General features: G+C 61.0%; 16 protein-coding genes. 15 read left to right on the top strand and 1 reads right to left on the bottom strand.

Features of this window, described 5'->3' with window-relative positions:
* The first annotated feature begins 85 nt into the window (after nt 1–85).
* From QUV11_RS14715 to QUV11_RS14750, 8 genes are all read left to right on the top strand, one after another.
* Nucleotides 86–868 (top strand): FadR/GntR family transcriptional regulator, encoded by a 783-nt coding sequence (locus tag QUV11_RS14715; RefSeq protein WP_300883649.1) that lies wholly within the window; start codon nt 86–88, stop codon nt 866–868.
* Complete coding sequence (locus QUV11_RS14720) at nt 865–2,388, top strand: AMP-binding protein (protein ID WP_300883650.1); 1,524 nt, start codon at nt 865–867, stop codon at nt 2,386–2,388. The genes QUV11_RS14715 and QUV11_RS14720 overlap by 4 nt, the downstream gene beginning before the upstream one ends.
* 54 nt (nt 2,389–2,442) lie before the next feature.
* Nucleotides 2,443–3,207 (top strand): SDR family oxidoreductase, encoded by a 765-nt coding sequence (locus QUV11_RS14725; RefSeq protein ID WP_300883651.1) that lies wholly within the window; start codon nt 2,443–2,445, stop codon nt 3,205–3,207.
* Nucleotides 3,207–4,709 carry a class I adenylate-forming enzyme family protein gene (locus QUV11_RS14730; RefSeq protein WP_300883652.1) on the top strand — a complete coding sequence of 501 codons (1,503 nt, stop codon included), beginning with the start codon at nt 3,207–3,209 and terminating at the stop codon, nt 4,707–4,709. Before QUV11_RS14725 ends, QUV11_RS14730 begins: the two co-directional genes overlap by 1 nt.
* Before the next feature lie 35 nt (nt 4,710–4,744).
* Nucleotides 4,745–5,530, top strand: a complete 786-nt coding sequence (locus QUV11_RS14735; protein WP_300883653.1) for an SDR family NAD(P)-dependent oxidoreductase — start codon at nt 4,745–4,747, stop codon at nt 5,528–5,530.
* A 122-nt stretch (nt 5,531–5,652) separates the two neighbouring features.
* Nucleotides 5,653–6,540, top strand: coding sequence for a DUF2889 domain-containing protein (locus QUV11_RS14740; RefSeq protein ID WP_300883654.1), 888 nt, complete (start codon nt 5,653–5,655; stop codon nt 6,538–6,540).
* A 178-nt stretch (nt 6,541–6,718) separates the two neighbouring features.
* Nucleotides 6,719–9,172 (top strand): TonB-dependent receptor, encoded by a 2,454-nt coding sequence (locus tag QUV11_RS14745; protein WP_300883655.1) that lies wholly within the window; start codon nt 6,719–6,721, stop codon nt 9,170–9,172.
* Nucleotides 9,173–9,279: 107 nt separating this feature from the next.
* Complete coding sequence (locus tag QUV11_RS14750) at nt 9,280–10,578, top strand: MFS transporter (RefSeq protein WP_300883656.1); 1,299 nt, start codon at nt 9,280–9,282, stop codon at nt 10,576–10,578.
* 42 nt (nt 10,579–10,620) lie between these two features.
* On the opposite strand, the gene QUV11_RS14755 is transcribed toward QUV11_RS14750, so the two are convergent.
* Nucleotides 10,621–11,739 (bottom strand): amidohydrolase family protein, encoded by a 1,119-nt coding sequence (locus QUV11_RS14755; protein WP_300883657.1) that lies wholly within the window; start codon nt 11,737–11,739, stop codon nt 10,621–10,623.
* 136 nt (nt 11,740–11,875) lie between these two features.
* Between QUV11_RS14755 and QUV11_RS14760 the strand changes: the two genes are divergently transcribed.
* From QUV11_RS14760 to QUV11_RS14790, 7 genes are all read left to right on the top strand, one after another.
* A complete protein-coding gene (locus tag QUV11_RS14760; RefSeq protein WP_300883658.1) occupies nt 11,876–12,571 on the top strand; it encodes a GntR family transcriptional regulator in 696 nt (231 codons plus the stop codon).
* Nucleotides 12,568–13,794, top strand: coding sequence for an alpha/beta fold hydrolase (locus tag QUV11_RS14765; RefSeq protein ID WP_300883659.1), 1,227 nt, complete (start codon nt 12,568–12,570; stop codon nt 13,792–13,794). Before QUV11_RS14760 ends, QUV11_RS14765 begins: the two co-directional genes overlap by 4 nt.
* A gap of 84 nt (nt 13,795–13,878) precedes the next feature.
* Nucleotides 13,879–15,096, top strand: a complete 1,218-nt coding sequence (locus QUV11_RS14770; protein WP_300883660.1) for a thiolase — start codon at nt 13,879–13,881, stop codon at nt 15,094–15,096.
* Complete coding sequence (locus QUV11_RS14775; protein ID WP_300883661.1) at nt 15,096–15,524, top strand: OB-fold domain-containing protein; 429 nt, start codon at nt 15,096–15,098, stop codon at nt 15,522–15,524. The genes QUV11_RS14770 and QUV11_RS14775 overlap by 1 nt, the downstream gene beginning before the upstream one ends.
* A gap of 2 nt (nt 15,525–15,526) precedes the next feature.
* Nucleotides 15,527–16,828 (top strand): hypothetical protein, encoded by a 1,302-nt coding sequence (locus QUV11_RS14780; protein ID WP_300883662.1) that lies wholly within the window; start codon nt 15,527–15,529, stop codon nt 16,826–16,828.
* 14 nt (nt 16,829–16,842) lie between these two features.
* On the top strand, nt 16,843–17,514 hold the full coding sequence (locus QUV11_RS14785) for a hypothetical protein (RefSeq protein WP_300883663.1): 672 nt from the start codon (nt 16,843–16,845) through the stop codon (nt 17,512–17,514).
* Nucleotides 17,511–19,067 (top strand): AMP-binding protein, encoded by a 1,557-nt coding sequence (locus QUV11_RS14790; RefSeq protein ID WP_300883664.1) that lies wholly within the window; start codon nt 17,511–17,513, stop codon nt 19,065–19,067. The genes QUV11_RS14785 and QUV11_RS14790 overlap by 4 nt, the downstream gene beginning before the upstream one ends.
* The last annotated feature ends 151 nt before the right edge of the window (nt 19,068–19,218 follow it).

A 19,218-nucleotide genomic window follows, 5' to 3' on the forward strand; every position in this document is an offset into this window, starting at 1 on the left:
TCAGCGCAATGTTGCGAATGCGGCATCTATGATGCTAATGCCTGAAATCCACGACTTGGTACAACGATTGAACAGGGTTCCGATTTTGGCTGACAGTGAAACCACCAGTCCCACCAAGCGCATCCGCGTTCCAAAGACATCGGAAATTGTGGCAGATCATTTTCGCGGCCAGATCGTGCGCGGGGAACTCAAGGAGGGTGATTTCCTCCCGCCCGAAGGCCAGCTGATGACCACCTTGGGCATCTCGCGCCCCACCTTGCGTGAAGCGTTCCGCATATTGGAAGCTGAAAGCCTGATCAGCGTTGTGCGCGGGTCGCGCACCGGTGCGCGCGTGCACCAGCCCTCGACTGAACTCGTGTCGCGCTATGCCGGCTATGTGCTGCAGTCCATGGGTACGACCATCGCCGACCTGTACCAGGCCCGCCTCGCCATCGAGCCGCAGGTTGTCCGCTGGCTTGCGGCAAAACCCGAGCGACGTGCGATCAAGCGGCTGCGCGATGAGATCGAGCGGCTGCGCGTTCTCCTGCTGGCTGACCGGTTCGATGCGTTCATTGATGCGGTGTCGGAATTTCACGGCGCCCTGGTTGAGGTCTCTGGCACGCAGACCCTCATGTTCATGAACCAGTTGCTGCTTAATCTGATGTCGAGGCATCAAAGCGATTACAAGCGTCGTCATCCGTTGGACTATGAAGAACAAAAAAAGAGTTTGCATGCTGGTTTGCGATCCTATGAAAAACTCATCGATCTGATCGAGGCGGGCGAAGTTGATGGCGCGGTCAAGCATTGGAGGCTGCATCTGACCAATGCCAACGAAACATGGGCGGAAGATGCCGAGGGCGCTCGTATCGTCGACTCGCTGGGTCAATGACAGATGCAACTTCCGACACGTTGATCGAGGCCTTCATCGCGGCAGCGCAAATCAAGCCCGATGCGCGGTTTGTCGCGGTTTCCGATGTGCGGGCGTCGAGCGATGCGCTAGCGGATATTGTTCTGGCGGGACGTCAGATGGGCACCCGGCTAATTGCAATGGGCATTGCGCCGGGCGATGTTATCGGGATCATGCTACCCAACTGGCGCGAGTGGCTGGTGGCATGTGTCGCGGCCCAGCAGGCAGGCGCGGTAATGTTGCCGATCGTTACCATATATGGCGCAGCCGAACTGGGTTTCATTCTGAGGCAGTCGAGGGCAAAACTGCTTTTCACACCCGACCATTGGCGTGGTATCGACTATGCGAGGGTCGTTCGCGACTGCGGCACGCTGCCTGATCTTGCGCATCATATCATTACAGGCAGCACATTTGCAGCGCTCGAAGATGCAGGCCCTGTCGACGAGCCCGAAAAGCGATCAGCCGATGATTTGGCCATGCTTGTCTATACCTCTGGCACCACTGCCGATCCCAAAGGTGTAATGCACTCCAGCCGTACCCTGCTGGCTGAACTTGCCGCGCAGAAGGAGAGCCGCACGGTTATCGCCGATGAAGTCGTCCTCACCCCTTGGCCGCCTGGGCATGTTGCCGGTGCGCTGTCGCTTTTGCGCTTCTTGGCTCAAGGGGTGCCGGTGGTAGCAATGGATCAGTGGAATGCGCAGGCAGCAGCTGAACTCATCTCTAACTACGATATTACATCATCGTCAGGGACACCGTTCCACCTTAACGGACTGTTGGAAGCTGCGGATGTCGGGGAGCATGACCTGTCGTCGCTACGCAACTATATTGTGGGTGCGGCGCCCGTGCCGACGTCGCTGGTCGAGCGCTGCGTCGCGAAGGGGTTGGCGGTCTATCACTGCTATGGATCGAGCGAACATCCGACCGTTACGACCGGAACGGCAGACGATCCGCTCGACAAAAGGCTGAATACCGAAGGCCGTGCCATGGCAGGAGCCGAAATGCGGTTCGTCGATGACGATGGAAACGACGTGCCGCCGCATTGCGAAGGCGAAATCGTTACCCGCGGCGCTGATCTGTTTATCGGCTATCTGGACCAGCGGCTCAACGACGCGGCGTTTTTGCCCGGCGGCTGGTATCGCACTGGAGACATCGGGCGACTTGATGAGGATGGCTATCTGCTGATCACCGATCGCAAAAAGGACATCATCATCAGGGGTGGGGAGAATATCTCGTCCAAGGAAGTCGAGAACATCTTGCTTACCCATCCTGCGATTGCGGATGTGGCGGTCGTTGCTGCGCCCGATGCGCGAATGGGGGAGATTGTCTGCGCGTGCGTCGTGCTGGCTCCGGATACGGTCCTGACATTGGAGGACATCAAAGGCCATTTCGTCGCTGCCGCAATCGCCCGCCAGAAGACACCCGAACGCCTCAGCGTCATGGACGCCCTGCCGCGCAATGCATCGGGCAAGGTTCTCAAGCACCTATTGCGGACAACAATCTGATTGAGCCGAGTTTAACCTATTGCACTAGGTGACATATGTGGGCACTGTCGGGATATGGGAGAGCTTGCAGGAAAGACTGCGCTGGTTACGGGCGGTGCGCGCGGCATAGGTGCCGCGGTGTCGCGTCGTCTGGGGGCAGCCGGCGTTCGGGTCGCGATAAATTATGCCAGCCGCGCCGACGCAGCAGAGGCGTTAGTCGCGCAGATCGTTGCGGAGGGCGGCGCAGCATTCGCCGTTCAGGGAGATGTTTCATCGCTGGACGCCATCGCAGCGACGTTTTCGCGATGCGATCACGTTTTCGGCGACGGCCCCAATCTTGATATCCTTGTCAATAATGCCGGTGTGGGCAGCGATGGCGGCGATGTCAGCCTGAAAAGCGGCTCCGAAGCAGTATTCGACCGGATGATGGCGGTGAACGTCAAGGCACCCCATTTCGTGACCCAGGCTGCACTGCCCCGGTTGCGCAACGGAGGGCGGATCGTCAATATCGGGTCGGTTTCGGGCAAGGTCGGTCAGCCGTTTGCGGCCGGCTATGCGATGGGTAAGCGAGCCCTGCAGAGCCTTACGTTTTCGACGGCGCTTGAAGTCGCCAAGCGCCAGATTACCTGCAACTTGATTGCGCCCGGAGCAGTGGCGACCGACTTCATCGCGGCATTGCGCGCAAAGCCGGGTTGGGATGAAGCAACTTCGCGGCATACGCCGATGGGGCGGCTGGGTACGCCCGAAGATATTGCAGGCGCGGTCATGATGCTTCTCAGCGATGATGCAGGCTGGGTCACCGGCCAGATTATCGAAGCCAGTGGCGGCTTGTCGCTCTGATGTCGCAGATCACCCAAAAGCTCCGCGCGATCATGGCGCTCGACCCGGACCGGGCGGAAATCGATTTCGACGGTCAGGAGTATAGCTGGGGGGACATTGCCCGCGTCGTGCACGCTGTCGAGGCTGGGCTTGATGCCATGGCGCTGCCTGCTGAAACGCGCGTTGGCGTCATGTTGCGCAACCGTCCGGGGCATGTCGCGGCGATGCTGGCAGTACTTGCGACAGATCGCTGCCTGGTCACGCTCAACCCCGCTTTGCCCGATACCAGGCTGGTTGCCGATATTGCCGGGCTGAACCTGGCGGCGATCATCGCCGATGCTGATGACCTGGTCCGCGATGGCATCGCAGCACAGCTTGCGAATGAGGGCATGGGGGTGATTGCAATTGGTTCGGCGCTGGATCTTGTAGCGGTGCAGAGCCTGCCGACGGCGGACCTCTCACCGACGACAGCTCCGGGCGTTGCCATCGAGATGCTGACCAGTGGAACGACCGGTACGCCCAAGCGCGTCCCGCTGGCACGTAGCGCGTTCGATGCCAGCTTTGCCGCATTCACGCGCTATGAACGTGGCCGCGAATTTGTGGACAAGCCTCAATTGCGCTCAGGGGTCACCATTGTCGTCAATCCGCTGACGCATATTGGCGGAATTTATGGCTGTATCGGCGCCCTGATCGCGGGCCGCAAGATTGCCCTGCTCGAACGCTTTACGGTCGACAGCTGGGTGGCTGCCATCAAGCGCAACGAGGCAAGGGTGGCGCCTGCAGTGCCCTCGGCGCTCAAGATGATCCTTGAGGCCGATGTCCCGCGCGAAGACCTTTCAAGCCTGACCGCGCTGATCAGCGGCACCGCGCCTCTCGATCCCGATACTGTCGATGCCTTCTATGCGCGCTTTGGAATCCCGGTGCTTGCCAATTATGGCGCGACCGAGTTTGCCGGTGCAGTAGCGGGCTGGACCATTGATGATTTTCGCGCACATTGGAGCACGAAACGCGGTTCTGCAGGCCGAATCCATGCTGATATGGTGGCACGGATCGTCGATCCGGATACCGGTGCGGTCCTGGAGCTCGGCGAACAGGGTGTGCTCGAATTGAAAGGCGCACAGCTCAACAACGCGTTGCAGTGGCTGCGCACAACCGACCGGGCGGTTCTGGACGAGGACAACTTCCTGTTCATCCGCGGGCGAGCGGACAACGCGATTGTGCGCGGCGGTTTCAAGGTACATCCCGATGAAGTCGTGGCAGCTCTGCACCAGCATCCGTGCATTCGCGAAGCTGCCGTGGTGGGCGTCGCCGACGCGCGGCTGGGCGAGGTTCCGGCGGCCGCCATCATCCTCAAGGACGGATCCTCGCCACCAGCACAAGAAGAGCTCAAGACATTCCTCAAGGGTCGGCTGATTGCCTATCAGGTGCCCGTACACTTCCGCTACGTCACAGACTTTCCGCGCACGCCATCGATGAAGCCATCGACACCGGGGCTGAAGGCACTGTTCAAGACGTCGTCATAAGTTTTTGTCCCAGGATCTGACTAGGAGAGTAACCCATGCAGTTCGATAGCAATACCGCAGCTGTGGTGACAGGCGGCGCGTCGGGACTTGGGCGCGCCACCGCCGAAGCACTGGCGGCAGCAGGTATCAAAGTCGCCATCTTCGACATGAATGCAGAGCATGGCGAGCAGGTGGCAAGCGACATCGGCGGGCTGTTCTGCAAGGTCGATATCACCAGCGAAGACAGCGTGCTTTCCGGTTTCGAACAAGCTCGTGCGGCTCATGGTCAGGAGCGTATTCTGGTGCATTGCGCGCAGACTTCGCGCGGTGGCCAGAAAACGGTGGGTCGCAATCGCGAGACTGGCGGCTTCAAGCGATACTCAACCGAAGACTATGAATATTCCATCCTCGGCATCCTCGTCGCCAGCTACCGTCTGGCCTCGTTGTCGGCGCTGGGCATGGCGGCGCTCGACCCGCTCGAGGATGGCGAACGCGGCGTGATCACGCTGACCGCCTCGGCAGCGGCGCAGGACGCGCAGATGGGGCAGATCGGCTATGGGTCGGGCAAGGCCGGGGTCAACGGGCTGGTGCTGCCGATGGCGCGCGATCTGATGGACCTGGGCATCCGGGTCAATTCGATCATGCCCGGCATTTTTGCCACTCCGCCGATGCTGGGCGTGCCACCCAAGGTGCTCGAAGGTCTGGCGGCGTCTGTGCCTTTCCCCAAGCGGCTCGGAAAGCCAGAGGAGTTCGGTTCTCTGGTGATGGAACTGGTGCGCAACAGCTATTTCAACGGGCAGAATTTGCGTCTTGACGGTGCTATCCGGATGCCGCCGCGATGAACGCGCCGCCCCAGTTTCCGCTGGCACGTCGTCCAATTGGCCCTGCGCCGTTGCGCAGGCCGGGATCGGTCCGGCGCACATCGACCATCGATACGCATTGGCCGGATGGCCATGGTCAGCCGATGATCATGCAGGGCCAGGCCCGCGATCTGCTGACCCCTTCCGATGGCGGCGCGCCGTTGGTGCTAGCCGAGGACTGCTATACAATACTGGCATCGCCACGGCGCGAAATCCTTTCAATCGAGGTTTCGCCGGATCGCCCCGAAGCGCAACAGCTGATTGGCATCAGGGCGGGGAGCGACAGCCGCTCCGCGCTGATCCGCATCATGGCCGAGGAACGCCGCAAGGGCTCGCCGCTCTACCTGATCCTCGATGATTTTGCCGGTGCAAGTCTGGTCGCCGGCTGGGTCTGGTCGCGCTGGGTGGATGATTGGGCAGCGCTGATGCAGAAATCTGGAGCGCGGAGCAGTTCGGGTCGCCGAGCCAGTATGGAGAGCGTCTGTTCAGGCTTTGCGCCGGGGTCTTCGGCGTTGGCCAGCGCCGGTGGCAGTCGCACCGAGGATCAGAACTGCATGCCCGTGCCTACGCTGGTCCACCCCGAAGACCCAAACGGCTGGCACAGCATTGTGGTCCAGGAAGGCGTTGGTATGCGTCGCGCTCGGCGGATCGATGTCTGGCGCGACGGCGATGCCCTGGAGATTGACATTGGCTTTCAGGACAGCGGCACCGCGCCCAACAGTAAAGACAGAATCGCCATTCACGAATATCATGTTCGCGCGCGTGCCGAACAAGGCCGACTAACCGAGCTGGTGGTCGATCCACGCATTTTGCCATTTCGCGAATGTCCTGGCGCGGTCGCGCATGCGCAGCGCATGCTGGGTGCCCCGTTGCACGAACTGCGCACGCAAGTGCTTGAGAATCTGCACGGAATCCTGGGGTGCACGCATCTTAATGATGTCCTGCGTTCAATGGCGGAAGTGCCACACATGGCGTCTGCCCTCCATGAATGATGCATCGTTGCAACAATTTGCAGCTAACTGCACGTCCGCAGTTGTCTTTCTTCGAACACCTAGTTATACAACTCATGCAGACCCCGGAGAGGGCGCATTTCGGAGGGAGAGGATTAACATGGTTTCTCGCATTGTGTATCGCACGGTCTTTAGGCGCACTTTGTGCGGGGCCTCGACGTTGGCGTTGCTCACCAGCTTGTCATCACTTTCCCCCGCGATCGCGCAGGATGCAGCCGCCGGAGAAGCCGACACCCAGCCCAATAGCGGCCTTGCCGAAATCGTAGTTCAAGCGCGCAAGGTCGACGAAAATCTGCAGGACGTTCCTGTGGCGATTACTGCATTCACAGGTGGCGATCTCGTCGCCCAGAATGTGCAAAAGGTGCAGGATCTGGCAAATTTCACTCCTGGTCTCGCCATTCGCCCCGGCCAGTCAACGCCTTCGGCCATCACCATCACACTGCGCGGTCAGGTGCAGACCGACATTCTCGCGACGCTCGATCCATCCGTTGGCACCTATGTCGACGGCGTCTACTGGGCGCGGGCTACCGGCCTGAATGGTGGTTTTCTGGACATTCGTTCGGTACAGATCCTCAAAGGTCCGCAAGGAACATTGTTTGGCCGGAACACCACCGGCGGCGCTCTGCTGATCAATTCCAACGATCCAGATCTCAATGACTTCAGCGGCAGCCTGGCCGCAACATATGGACGCTTCAACGAGCGCGAAGGCACTGCGGTGCTCAACGTACCGATCCTGGAAGATCGCATTGCCCTGCGTCTTGCGGGCCAGATCTCCAAGAGAGATGGCTACACCCGCAATGTTGTCCCTGCCACAGCTGTTTCGGCCATTGCTGCCAATAATACTGTCGTTCGCAAAGGGCCGTTTGCCGGGTCGCCGAATGGTCGGAAATTCGACAACCGCGATCGTATGAACTTCCGTGGGAAGTTACTGGTCAAGCCGACCGATACCCTGAGCCTGCTTTTCTCAGGTGAATATTTCGACATGGATGAGCGTGCCCCGTCTCGCGAAATTCTTCTGGCACTGCCGACCTTCGCGGCCACTAATCCCAACTATGGCGTTGGTTCTACCGCGGCCCTGTTTGCCGGAATCTCGAGTGGTGGCCCGCCGCCAACGAGCGGTGCCAATGCTGCTGCTTCGACCACACTCGGCCGCAATGTGCTGAATGGCCAGGCGGCAAACCTGATCGCCAATCCGCGCACTACGTCCAACAATGAAATCCCCTATGTCGCCGCGCGGACCTACACGGCCAACTTCATCGGTACGTTGGAGACCGGCTGGGGCGAAATCAAGCTGCTCACCAACTGGCGTCGTGTCTCGTCCTTTGCCGGCGTAGATCTGGAAGGCTCCTCTTTCCCGATTCACTTCACCGAAGGGCAGCAGCGTCTGACGCAGAAGTCGGCGGAACTCCAGTTTGTTGGTACTGCATTTAATGATCGTGTCGATTTTGCCGTTGGCGCATTCGTATTCCAGGAGGACGGCTTCGATCAGTCGATCTCGATTACGGTCCCTGCGCTCAATCCGGTCACATCGCAATTCTACGGGTTGGTCGACAACGACAGCATAGGCGTTTACGGCCAGGCCACTGTGCGGCTGACCGACAGCTTGGCCTTTACGGGCGGATTGCGTTATTCGATCGACGACAAGGCACTGGAATCGCGCAGCAGTAACTTCAATCGGACGAGCGGCCTAACCACTTGTGCATTGCTGATCGGCAGCGCGCCATTCAACGCTGGCGGCCAAGTCGGCGGACCGGCGCAATGCGCGTTCCGCCGCAAGGATGACTTTGCTGGGATTTCATACACGGCGGGATTGGATTACCAGATCGCTGACGATATCCTTGTATATGCAAAGACCTCGCGGGGATTCCGCTCCGGCGGACAGAATCTGCGAGCACCTAGTGCTGCCGCCTTTATCCCATTCGAGCCAGAGTTTGCCGACTCGCACGAAATTGGCCTCAAGAGCCAGTTTTTCGACAACCGTATCCGCTTCAACATCGCGCTGTATGAAACCACCGTCAAGGACATCCAGCGCACCACCCTGATTTCAGTGCCCCCGATTCCGCCTTCAACTGTGCCGGGCGCCGCCACCATATTGGGCAATGCCGGCAAGTCGCGATTCCGCGGGCTGGAGGCGGAAATTCAGGCCGTGCTTTTCACCGGCTTCAGGGTCAGTGCATCCGGGGCGCTGGTCGATCCTAAGTACATTCGGTTTACCGATCTGAGCGGCGACCGTTCGTTTGAACGCTTTACCGGCGTGGCCAAGGAACAGTTTGCCGTGGCTGCAGACTACTCGACCGAAATCGGGTCCTCGTCCAAGGTCAATTTCCGCGTTGATTATGCTTGGCGTGGCGATGTGGCGACAGCGGAATATTTTTTCGCTCCCAACCCTAACAATGCTGCGATTGTAGCTGCATCGACAGCGCAAAAGCTTGGGCTTCTCGGCGCGCGAGCCTCTCTGGAGATCGGCGACAATTACGAGATTGCAATCTTCGGCCGCAACATCACCAACGAACGCAAGTTCATCAATAATCTGGTGGTGGCACCGCTTGGGTATGTTTCTGGCGTCCGGAACGAACCTGCCACCTACGGGATCACTGCATCAGTCAAGTTCTGAACAGCAAACTGTTTTGACAATGATCGGATTCATAGGGGGGTCTGATCATATTCTGAGGGGTGCGGGAAACCGCGCCCCTTTCTTTTTGTAGACTGGATCGATGCATGATGGCCTTGCAACCCCTCCCGGCTGAAACTGTGCCCGCCAGCAAACCCATCACGACGATGGCGCGCAACCTGACACTCGGGCTGCTGCTGCTGGTCGCGGTGCTGAGCTATGTCGACCGCCAGATTTTCACACTGTTTCAGGATGACATCAAGGACGAGCTGGGCCTGAGCGATGGCGAACTGGGATTGCTCACCGGGTTGTCCTTTGCGCTGTTCTACGCGCTCGCAGCCTTTCCGGTGGCGCGCTATTCGGATCGTGGCGACCGGCGGCTGGTGGTGGCCATCAGTGTCATCGTGTGGAGCGCGGCAACTGCGTTCTGCGGTATCGCCGCCAGCTTCTGGCAGATGATGCTGGCGCGCATCGGCCTGGCCGCAGGCGAATCCGGCGCGGGTCCTGCGTCGTATTCGCTGCTGGTCGATATCTATCCGCCCGAGCGCAGGGTGACGGTCATTTCATCGATGCTGGCAGCCAACTCGGTGGGCCTGGCAGGCGGACTGGCCCTTGCCGGCTGGTTGTCGCTGTATTTCAGCTGGCGCGAGGTATTCCTGATCGTTGGCCTGCCCGGGATCGGCATCGGGTTGCTGACATGGTTGATGGTCGTCGAGCCACGCCGTAGAGGCGCCGCCAGCATCAAACCGCCCGAGCAGCACTCCGTGCGTGATGTCGTCAGGACGATGGCAGCCAATGTATCGCTGCGCTGGGTCGCACTGGCCCTGATGACCGTGCCGGTGACCGGTTTCGCGCTGATCATCTGGGGGGCGAGCTTCTTCCAGCGCGTGCACGGCATGGACAAGAGCGAGACCGGTTATTGGCTGGGTGGCGCGATGCTGGGCGGGTTGGTCATTGGCAACATGCTGGCTGGATGGCTGGGCGATCGCTACGGTACCGCTAATCCGGGTTTCAACGGCTGGCTGGCCGGGGCCGGGCTGCTGCTTGCGTTCCCGATTGCGTTGCTGTTTGCGCTCGGGCCTAACCCCTATGTTGCGCTGGTATGCTTTATGGCGGTCAAATTCCTGATGACGCTGTTTCTGGGGCCGCTGATCGCGCTAAGCTATGCGCAGGTTCCCGTATCGATGCGGGCGATCACGCAGGCGGTGATCAACATGCTGATCGGACTGGCAGGCACAGGGATCGGTGGAACATTGGCAGGCGTATTGAGCCAGGCGTTCGGCCCGACCTATGGCGAGATGTCACTGCGCCCGGCGCTCGCCTGCATGGCGCTGTTCCTGCTGGTCGGTGGTGTCGCAGCGTTTATGGCAGGGCGCACCGCCCGGCCGCTGCCCGAGCAAGCCGCGTAAGGTAACCGCCACCCCGGCATGACCGGGGCAGCGGCTGCTGCTTTACGCTGCCAGAGCGGCTTCACTCGTGGCGACAACCGGATCGATCCTAAAAAGGCGTGCGGCATTCAGGCCGAGCACATTGCGGCGCACCTCGTCAGATACCGCCAGCCCTTGGAACAGATCACTGACAAGGTTGCGCGAAATCGGGAAGGTGCCCTCGGCGTGCGGATAATCTGACCCCCACATCACATTGCGTGCGCCGGGCAGATTGCCCTGCGCTGCGGTGATGCAGGCGCGGTCATGCTGAAAGCTCGCCCAGACCTGATCGTCGATGATCTGGCTGGGCAGGCGTGACAGCTTGGGGTGGACGAAATTCGCATGCGCCTCGTGGACCTCATCCATCCGCTCGGCGAGCGCGACCAGCCAGCTGGCGCCCGACTCGATGAAGGCGACCTTGGCTTTGGGGTTCCGATCCAGCACCCCGCCACCAACGAGGAACATCGCCGAGCGCATCGCGTCGTTCATCTGCACGGTGTAATTGATGATCGCTGCGCCGGGGCCGCGTTCATGCACCACGGTCTCAAGGCCCGTACCGGTGTGCAGCACGAACACGATGCCAAGCTCGCCTGCCAGAGCGAACACGGGGTCCCATTTTTCGTCGTTATATTTGGGCAGATTGGCGGGCGTTACGGCAGGCAGCATTGCAGCGGTAAAGCCCTTGTCTGCAAGGTAGCGCAGTTCGGCCAGGGTGTTGGAGAAATCGAGCACCGGCAACATTCCGCAGCGTACGAAGCGGTTGGGGTTGCCGCTCAAGAACGTATGATTCCAGTCGTTGTACAGCCGCGCAGATGCCGCTTCGGCTTCAGGATCGTCAAGGCAATAAAGCCACAGGCCAAGCGAGGGAAAGCAGATCTCGGCATCGATGCCTTCGAGTTCCATGTCATCGAGACGACCGGGAATCTCGCGGATACCCCGGCGCTCGTTGTCGCCCAGAGCCTTTTCGCGGTGCTGCCCAACCCGCAGACGGTAGATGACCTTATCTTCTGTGCCGGTGATCAGATACTCGCCCTCCTTGCGCGCATGGATGGCGTGGCGTTTCAGCGAGGCTGGCAGGCCGTCGAGAAAAATGCCTGCCGGTTCCATGATATGGCTGTCGGCGCTGAACACGAATTCCTTCATCGGGGCGTCTCCTAGATTGATGCTTTTCAACATTCTGAGTCGCATAAAAGATACCTAGTTACATATCTCAATGCAAGATACCTTGCGTCTTTCTCGATCAGTGCTATAAAAAGATACCTAATAGAGGGTTCGGGCATTGGAAACTTACGCAACCACACTTATCGGCAAGACTGCACAAACGCTGTCGCAGCTCAGCCTTGCGGCCGCGCCGGGGGACTATCTGGGTGCGGAAAGCGACCTTCTCGATCGGTTGGGGGTCAGCAGGCCGACGCTGCGCCAGGCCGCCAAGATCGTCGAGCGCGACAGGTTGATCAGTGTCCGCCGTGGCATGCGTGGCGGTTTTTACGCCGAGCGCCCCGATGCGCAGGATGCCGTGCGCGCCCTGACGCGATATTTGCGGCTTGAGGGCACCACCATCCGCGATGTATTTGCCGTGACTCGGATGATATCCGAGGAGAGCGGTGCGCTGGCTACGCAATGCAGCGATCCGGTACTGCGTGCCGAACTGCAAGCATTCAAGAGTACCATCGATGCATGCGACACCCCTGCCGATATTGTCCGCAGCGAAACCGCGCTGGCGCGTCTGCTGGCGTTGATGTCCGGCAATCCGGTGCTGCGGCTGTTTGTCGAGATCGGCTATACTTTCGGCATCCGTGAAAGCGACGTACACTTCTACACCAGCGCCCAAGACCGGGCGCAGACCCGCACATTGCAGCACGGGCTGTGCGAGGCGGTGCTGGCCGGAGATGCCGATATCGCGCGCCTGATGATGCGCCGGCGGTCGGCCCTGGTGACCGAATGGCTTGAACGCGAAACGAGTCCGGCGACATGAGTCTGCAGACGTTCGCAGGCTTTGGCGGGTTGCCGATTGTCGCGCGGCTCTGGGGTGATCCCCACCTGCCACCGGTGCTGCTGCTACACGGTATCGGACAGACCCATGCAGCATGGGCCGATGCTGCATATGCCCTGGAGCAAGCCGGACGTCATGTCATCGCGCTGGATCTGCGCGGCCACGGGGAAAGCGGGCGTCCAGTTGATGGAGCTTACAGTTTCGATGCATTTGTAGGCGATCTGCGCGGCGTTCTGGCACAGCTCCCCGCGCGCCCGGTGGTCGTTGCCGCTTCGTTCGGTGGCTGGCTTGCTGCCGTCGTTCTGGGTGAGGATGGCGGGCATCTGGCCAGCGGTCTGGTGCTGGCCGATGCCCCGCCTGAGCTTGATCCCCAGATCGCGCGCGGCATTGCTGATGGCCTTCGGCGACGTGCCGCCGACAATGCGCAAGCCGCCGTCTGGGACGCGCGGATTCTGGATACCATCGACTCGGAGGCAGTTGCCATCAGGGTCCGGGATGCAGCATCGCGGCTCGCGGTGCCTACGCTTTTCGTGCGCGGCAGCGAAAGCCGGGTAACCGACGCCGGTGCAGTGGAAAGCTTCGTCGCCTGCATTGCCAGTGCCGAATTCGCCCAGATCGAGGGCGCTGGCCATCTGGCAGCGACCGACCGTACCGAGGCTTTCAACGCGGTGCTGCTCAATTTCCTGGAGCGACGCGTGCCGCTGCTACCGCCGGAGTATCGCGAGGGGACCGATCCCCGCACGTTGCGCGATGCGCTGGGCTGCTTTGCTACAGGTGTGACAATCGTTACGGCCCTTGCCGACGATGGAACGCCTGTGGGTCTCACCGCCAACAGCTTCACCTCGGTCTCACTCGATCCGCCGCTCCTGCTGGTGTGTATCGCACGCAACGCCGGCAGCGCCTCGGTACTCGAACAGGCAGACCGTTTTGCCGTCAACGTGTTGCAGATCGGCCAGCAACCCGCATCGAACCGCTTTGCCAGTCGTACCGCAGATCGCTTTGGCATGACTGACTGGCAGCTCGGTGAAATGGGGGTGCCGGTGCTGAACGGCTCGCTGTCCACGTTCGAATGCGCCCGCCACGCGCTGCACGACGGTGGCGATCACATCATCCTGGTCGGGCGGGTCATCAAGGCGACATTCGAGCCGCGCCGTGACCCATTGCTCTATTTTCGCGGCAAGTATCGCCGACTGCATTTCGCCTGAGCGGCAATTGTGGCTGGACAAGGCAATGCCGCTATCATAATAAACCTAGTTATATAGGTAAGAACAAGCCGGAGAGAGATGCACATGGTCTGGAAGAATCAGGACACGTGCGCCATCGTGGGCGTCGGCGCGACCGACTATTACCGACGCGGACAAAGCTGGCCGCGCACGATCAACGACATGGCGGGCGAGGCTATCCTCAATGCATGTGCCGATGCCGGGATCGACGTCAAGCAGATCGACGGCTTTGCCTATTATTCTACTGCTGGGGCAGGCTATCTCGACAAGTTCGATACCGCGAGCCTGATGGAAACGCTGGGAATTCCGCATGTCGGCTTTTCTGCGACGCTGACCAGCGGCGGCGGTGGCTGCCCAGGTGCCATCGGTCTTGCCACAGCCGGCCTGATGAACGAAGACTGCACCTACACGGTCACCCTCATGGCGCTCCAACAACTGCCGCAGCACCGCCTGGGTGTGGTGTTCGGAGCCTCGGCCCCCAATCCGGAGAACAGCTTTCTCCAGCCCTCCGGGCTGGTCGGACCCGGCCACCTGATGTCGGTGCTGGCACGGCGGCATATGCACCTTTACGGCACGCAGCCCGAAGCCTTTCGCGAGGTCGTGCAAGCGACGCGGGCCAACACCCACAACCGGCCCAAGGCGGTACGGCGCAATTCGCTCAGCAACGAGGAGTATAACGGGTCGCCGATGCTGGCCGACCCCTTGCGCCGCCTCGATTTCTGCCTGGAGACCGATGGCGCAGTTGCCGTCATCACGACCACGATGGACCGCGCCCGCGATTGTCGCCACAAGCCCGCTGTCGTCCATGGGGTCACCCATGGCGGCCAGCGCGAGTGGGGCAGGGCTTTCGCCTGGATGGGTATGCCCGATCCGCATTTTGCCTCATCGGGGCATCAATATGTCGCCGACCGGCTTTGGGAGCAGACCGGTCTGAGTGCTGGCGACATGGATGTCGCGCTGATCTACGATCACTTCTCGTGCATGGTGCTGATGCAGCTTGAGGATTACGGCTTCTGCGCCAAGGGCGAGGGCAGCGATTATGTGCTTTCTGGCAAGCTGCGCTATGATGCGACGACGCGGGGCGGCACCCATGGCGGCGTGCCGGTCAACACCCACGGCGGCAATCTCAACGAAGCCTATATCATCGGCATGACCCATATCGTGGAGGGCGTCGAGCAGGTGCGCGGCACCGCGATCAATCAGGTGAAAGACGCAGAGTTTGCGCTGGTGACTGGCGGCCCTGCCTCCTTGCCTGTGTCCGGCATGGTATTGAGGAGAGACTGATGGCTTACGGACCCGCGCGCGCGCTGCCCGGCGACCAGATCGCGATCACCACCAACCCGGATACCGAACCGTTTTGGGACGCGGCGAAGGCGCATCGCCTGACCGCGTGCCAGTGCGCCGATTGCGGGCATTTCCGGATGCCGCCATCGCCCTATTGCCCGCAATGCCAGAGCCGCAACAAGGGCTGGCCGACACTGCCGGGCACGGGAACGGTGTTCAGCTATGCCATCTGCAACAAGAACCCGAAGACCGGCGAGGACTATGTCTACGTCCCTGTCGTGGTCGATCTGGACGGTGCGCCCGGCGCGCGGCTCAACGCCAATGTCTCGGGCTGCGAAGCCGAGGATGTGCACATCGGCATGAAGGTGACGGTGGACTGGACCGCGATCACCGACGGCTGGGTGCTGCCCAATTTCAGAAAGGTCTGAGCATGGCGCATCCGGAATTTTTCGACCCCGTCGAGACCGCCAGCCGCGAGGATCTCGACCGGCTGCAGGAAGGCGCGATCGTGGCGATAGCGGCCCATGCCTATGCCCGCGCGCCGCTGATCCGCGAGACATGGGACGCGGCCGGGGTCAGGCCGTCAGACATCCGATCGGTCGGCGATTTTGTCGCCAAGGTGCCGATCATCGACAAGGATGATGTACGCTCATATCGCGACCGGCATGACGATCCTTCGGGCGGGATGAGCGCCAGTGTTCCGGGCGAAACGGTGTCGATTGGCACGACCTCGGGCACGACGGGCGATCCCACCCCTGTACCCAACTGGTATCGATCAGGCAGCGAAGAGGCGTATTTTCGCGATCACTGGCATATAGGCCTGAGGCCCGGCGACTATTTCAGCTGGATGATGTTCACGTTCCGGGGTGGCCACCGGCGGCGTTATTATTCCGAGCACGGCGTCAGCGAGATCTGCTTCTCTATCGGGCCAAGCGAGATTCCGCGTTTTGCGGAAGCCTCCAAACGGTGGCGGCCGACGTCAGGGGCGATCTTTTCCAACCCCATGCTGCTGATGCTGGAAGCGTATTTCGAGAAATCCGGCGACGATCCGGTCGATGTGTTCAAGAGCTACAAGGGTGCGATCTTTGGCGGCGAGCCATTGGGCAACCGGCTGGCGACGCTGACCCGCAGCTGGGGGCTGGAACTGTTCGAGACGACATCGCTAGGCGATGTGGCAGGAGCGACGATGTGCCGCATGCACGATGGTTTCCATGCCTATGAAGACTTAGCGTTCATCGAGACCGTCGATCCGGTGACCCGCGAGCCGCTGGCCGATGGCGAGGTCGGCGAGCTGGTGGTGACGACGCTCAACGACCGGCTGACGCCGCTTGTGCGCTATGGCTCAGGCGATCTGGTGCAGATCAAGCGCGGGCCATGCGGTTGCGGACGCAACCACGCGCGTTATGATCTGCTGGGCCGCGCTACTGACCAGATCATCATCGAGGGCCGCTCGATTCTGCCGCGCGAGATCATGGGACTGGTCGAGCAGCATAGCGAGACCCGTGCCGGACTTTTCCAGATCATCCGCACCGACCGCGAGATGGACGCGCTGAAACTGCGCATCGGATATGATCGGGCGCGGCTGGAGGTCAGCCATGAGGTGCTGCGCGACCGGCTGCATGGGATGATCGCAGAGGCGGTGGGCGTCAGGCTGCACGTCGAGCTGGTGGACGAGCAGGACCTGCTCAAGCTTGGCCCGCCGCACAAGATTCCGCGGGTAACCAGGCAATGAATCAGGAGCAGGCGATGACAAGCGCGATCCGGCGGCCCGATTTCATCGGCAGCTACAATGTGCGGGGAACAGTCTCGTTCTACGGTGCGACAGCGGCAGAAATTGACCGCTCCGCCTTCACCCTGACCCGCGTTCTGCGAACCTTCGGTTTCGCTGCCGGATCCAATATCATGACCATCTCGATGGTGCCGGAGATCATCCAGTATGGCGGGTTCGAGCGGGCTGTGCAGATGCTGGGTCTCTATGGTCTGAACGCCGATGACAGCCCTTTCGATGCGGGCAGAGTGGAATCGATCAGCCGCCAGTTCGATCCCGTTGCCATTTGCGGGGTTGCGGCATCAACGCTGGAGGGACTCAGGATGTTCGGGCACGACGCGGAAAAGGTATTTGCCGGGCGGACGGTCTGGGCACGGCCCGATGCTTATGCCCAAGTCTGTTCTATGCCCAATGTAGATACGCGCCGGGTGGTGTCTATCGGGCCGGCGCTGGCGCTGGAATGCGCGCACGGCTGCCTGCATTACGATAGCCGCGACTGGACGATGGCCGAATACGATGGTGTGCTACATCTCAGCTCGCGCTATGATCGGACCGAGCCACTGGCCGAGCTCGATACCGGCATTGCCGGATCTATCTCCGACCGTCCCTGCACATGCGGCGTCCGCGACGGCGTTGTGGTGCCGGCATGAAGCTGCACCCCGCTCTTGCCCCCTATGCCGCCGTCCATGCTTATGGCTGGGGCGATCTGCTGCACGAACAGGCGCGAAGCCGCCATGCCATGCCCGCTATGATCGATGGCGAACAGATCTACAGCTACGCTGAGCTTGACGAACGGGTCAACCGGCTGGCGGGCGTGCTGCGCAGCCGGGCCGTGGTCAAGGGTGACCGCATCCTGTGGCTCGGCCAGAACAGCTTTCGCGTGCTGGAGGCGCTGCTGGCATCTGCACGGGTGGGGGCGATCTTCTGCCCGGCAAATTGGCGCTGGTCGGCGCAGGAAATCGCCTTTGCGCTCGATGACTTCGATCCGAAGGTCGTGTTTTGGCAGGATGCCGAAATCGGCGCGGTCAACCGCGATGCGCGCGCGGCATGGAAGCCCGACGGCAACTGGATCTGCCATGACGGCTGCGACGGAGAAGACAGCTATGAGGCACTGCTCGCCGCTGCTGATCCCGAAGCGGATTTCGATCCGGTCGAGACATCAACGCCCCTGCTGGCCATCTACACCGCCGGATTCTCCGGTCGACCGGGAGCTGCATTGCTCAGCCATGAATCGCTTCTCATCATTTCATGGCTGGCGATGACTGGCCAGGCTATCGACGAGGATTCAGGCTATCTGGTGTCAGGCCCGATGTTCCATCTGGGCGTGCTGATGGGCACGCTCGGGACGTTTTTGGCCGGTGGCCGAAATGCTTTCGTCGCTCGCGTCGATGCAACTGAACTGCTCGAAAACATCGACCGGCATAAGCTGACCCACGCCTTTGTCCCGCAGCCTACCGTCGTGCAGATGCGCGAGGCAAACCGCGATGGTCGCTACGATGTCTCCTCGATCTGGGCGGACAGCCAGATGAGCGACTATGCGATGCCCATGGTGATGCCCCGCCATGCGCCTGCGATGCGCAAGATCGGCGGCTATGGCCAGACCGAGATCGGCGGGCTGGCGGCGGTTGCCTGGATGGGCGGCAGCGGCGCAGGACGTCCGGTGCCGTACGTGCAGTTCCGCATCGCCGATGATGCAGGGCATGAGCTGACCTTCGGCCAGACCGGCGAAATTCTGGCGCGCGGGCCGATCGTCATGTGCGGCTACTGGAACCGTCCGGAGGAAAATGCGCGGCGCGTGGTCGATGGCTGGCACCGCACAAACGATCTGGGCAAGCGGCTCGACGACGGCAGTCTGGTGTTCATCGGTCCCAAGACGACCATGATCAAGACGGGCGTGGAAAACGTCTATCCCGCCGAGGTCGAAAACTGCCTGAAATCGCATGAAGGCGTTGCCGATGCTGCTGTAATCGGTGTGCCCGACCCGACCTGGGACCAGAATATAAAGGCGATCATCGTGCGCAAGCCGGGCACCGATTTCCCGGCGGATGCCTTCATCGCCCATGTGCGCGAGCGGCTCGCGGGATACAAAAAGCCCAAGACTATAGTTTTTGCCGAAAGCCTGCCGCGCGGTGCCGATTACCAGCTGGATCGTGCCGCGCTGGACGCAGCCTATGGCGGCGGCGGCTATCCCAAGGCGGGCTGAAAAAATGAATGACATTGTGACCAGTTCAGACATTCGCATCGAATATCCCGACCCCGGCATCGCCCGCATCATGTTTGCAAGCGGCGATCGCGGCAATGCTTCCCATCTGTGGACGCCCCGAAAGATGCAAGAGTAAATTCGGGTCTTGGCG

The sequence above is a fragment of the Blastomonas sp. genome (assembly GCF_030373265.1).
Lineage (GTDB): Bacteria > Pseudomonadota > Alphaproteobacteria > Sphingomonadales > Sphingomonadaceae > Blastomonas.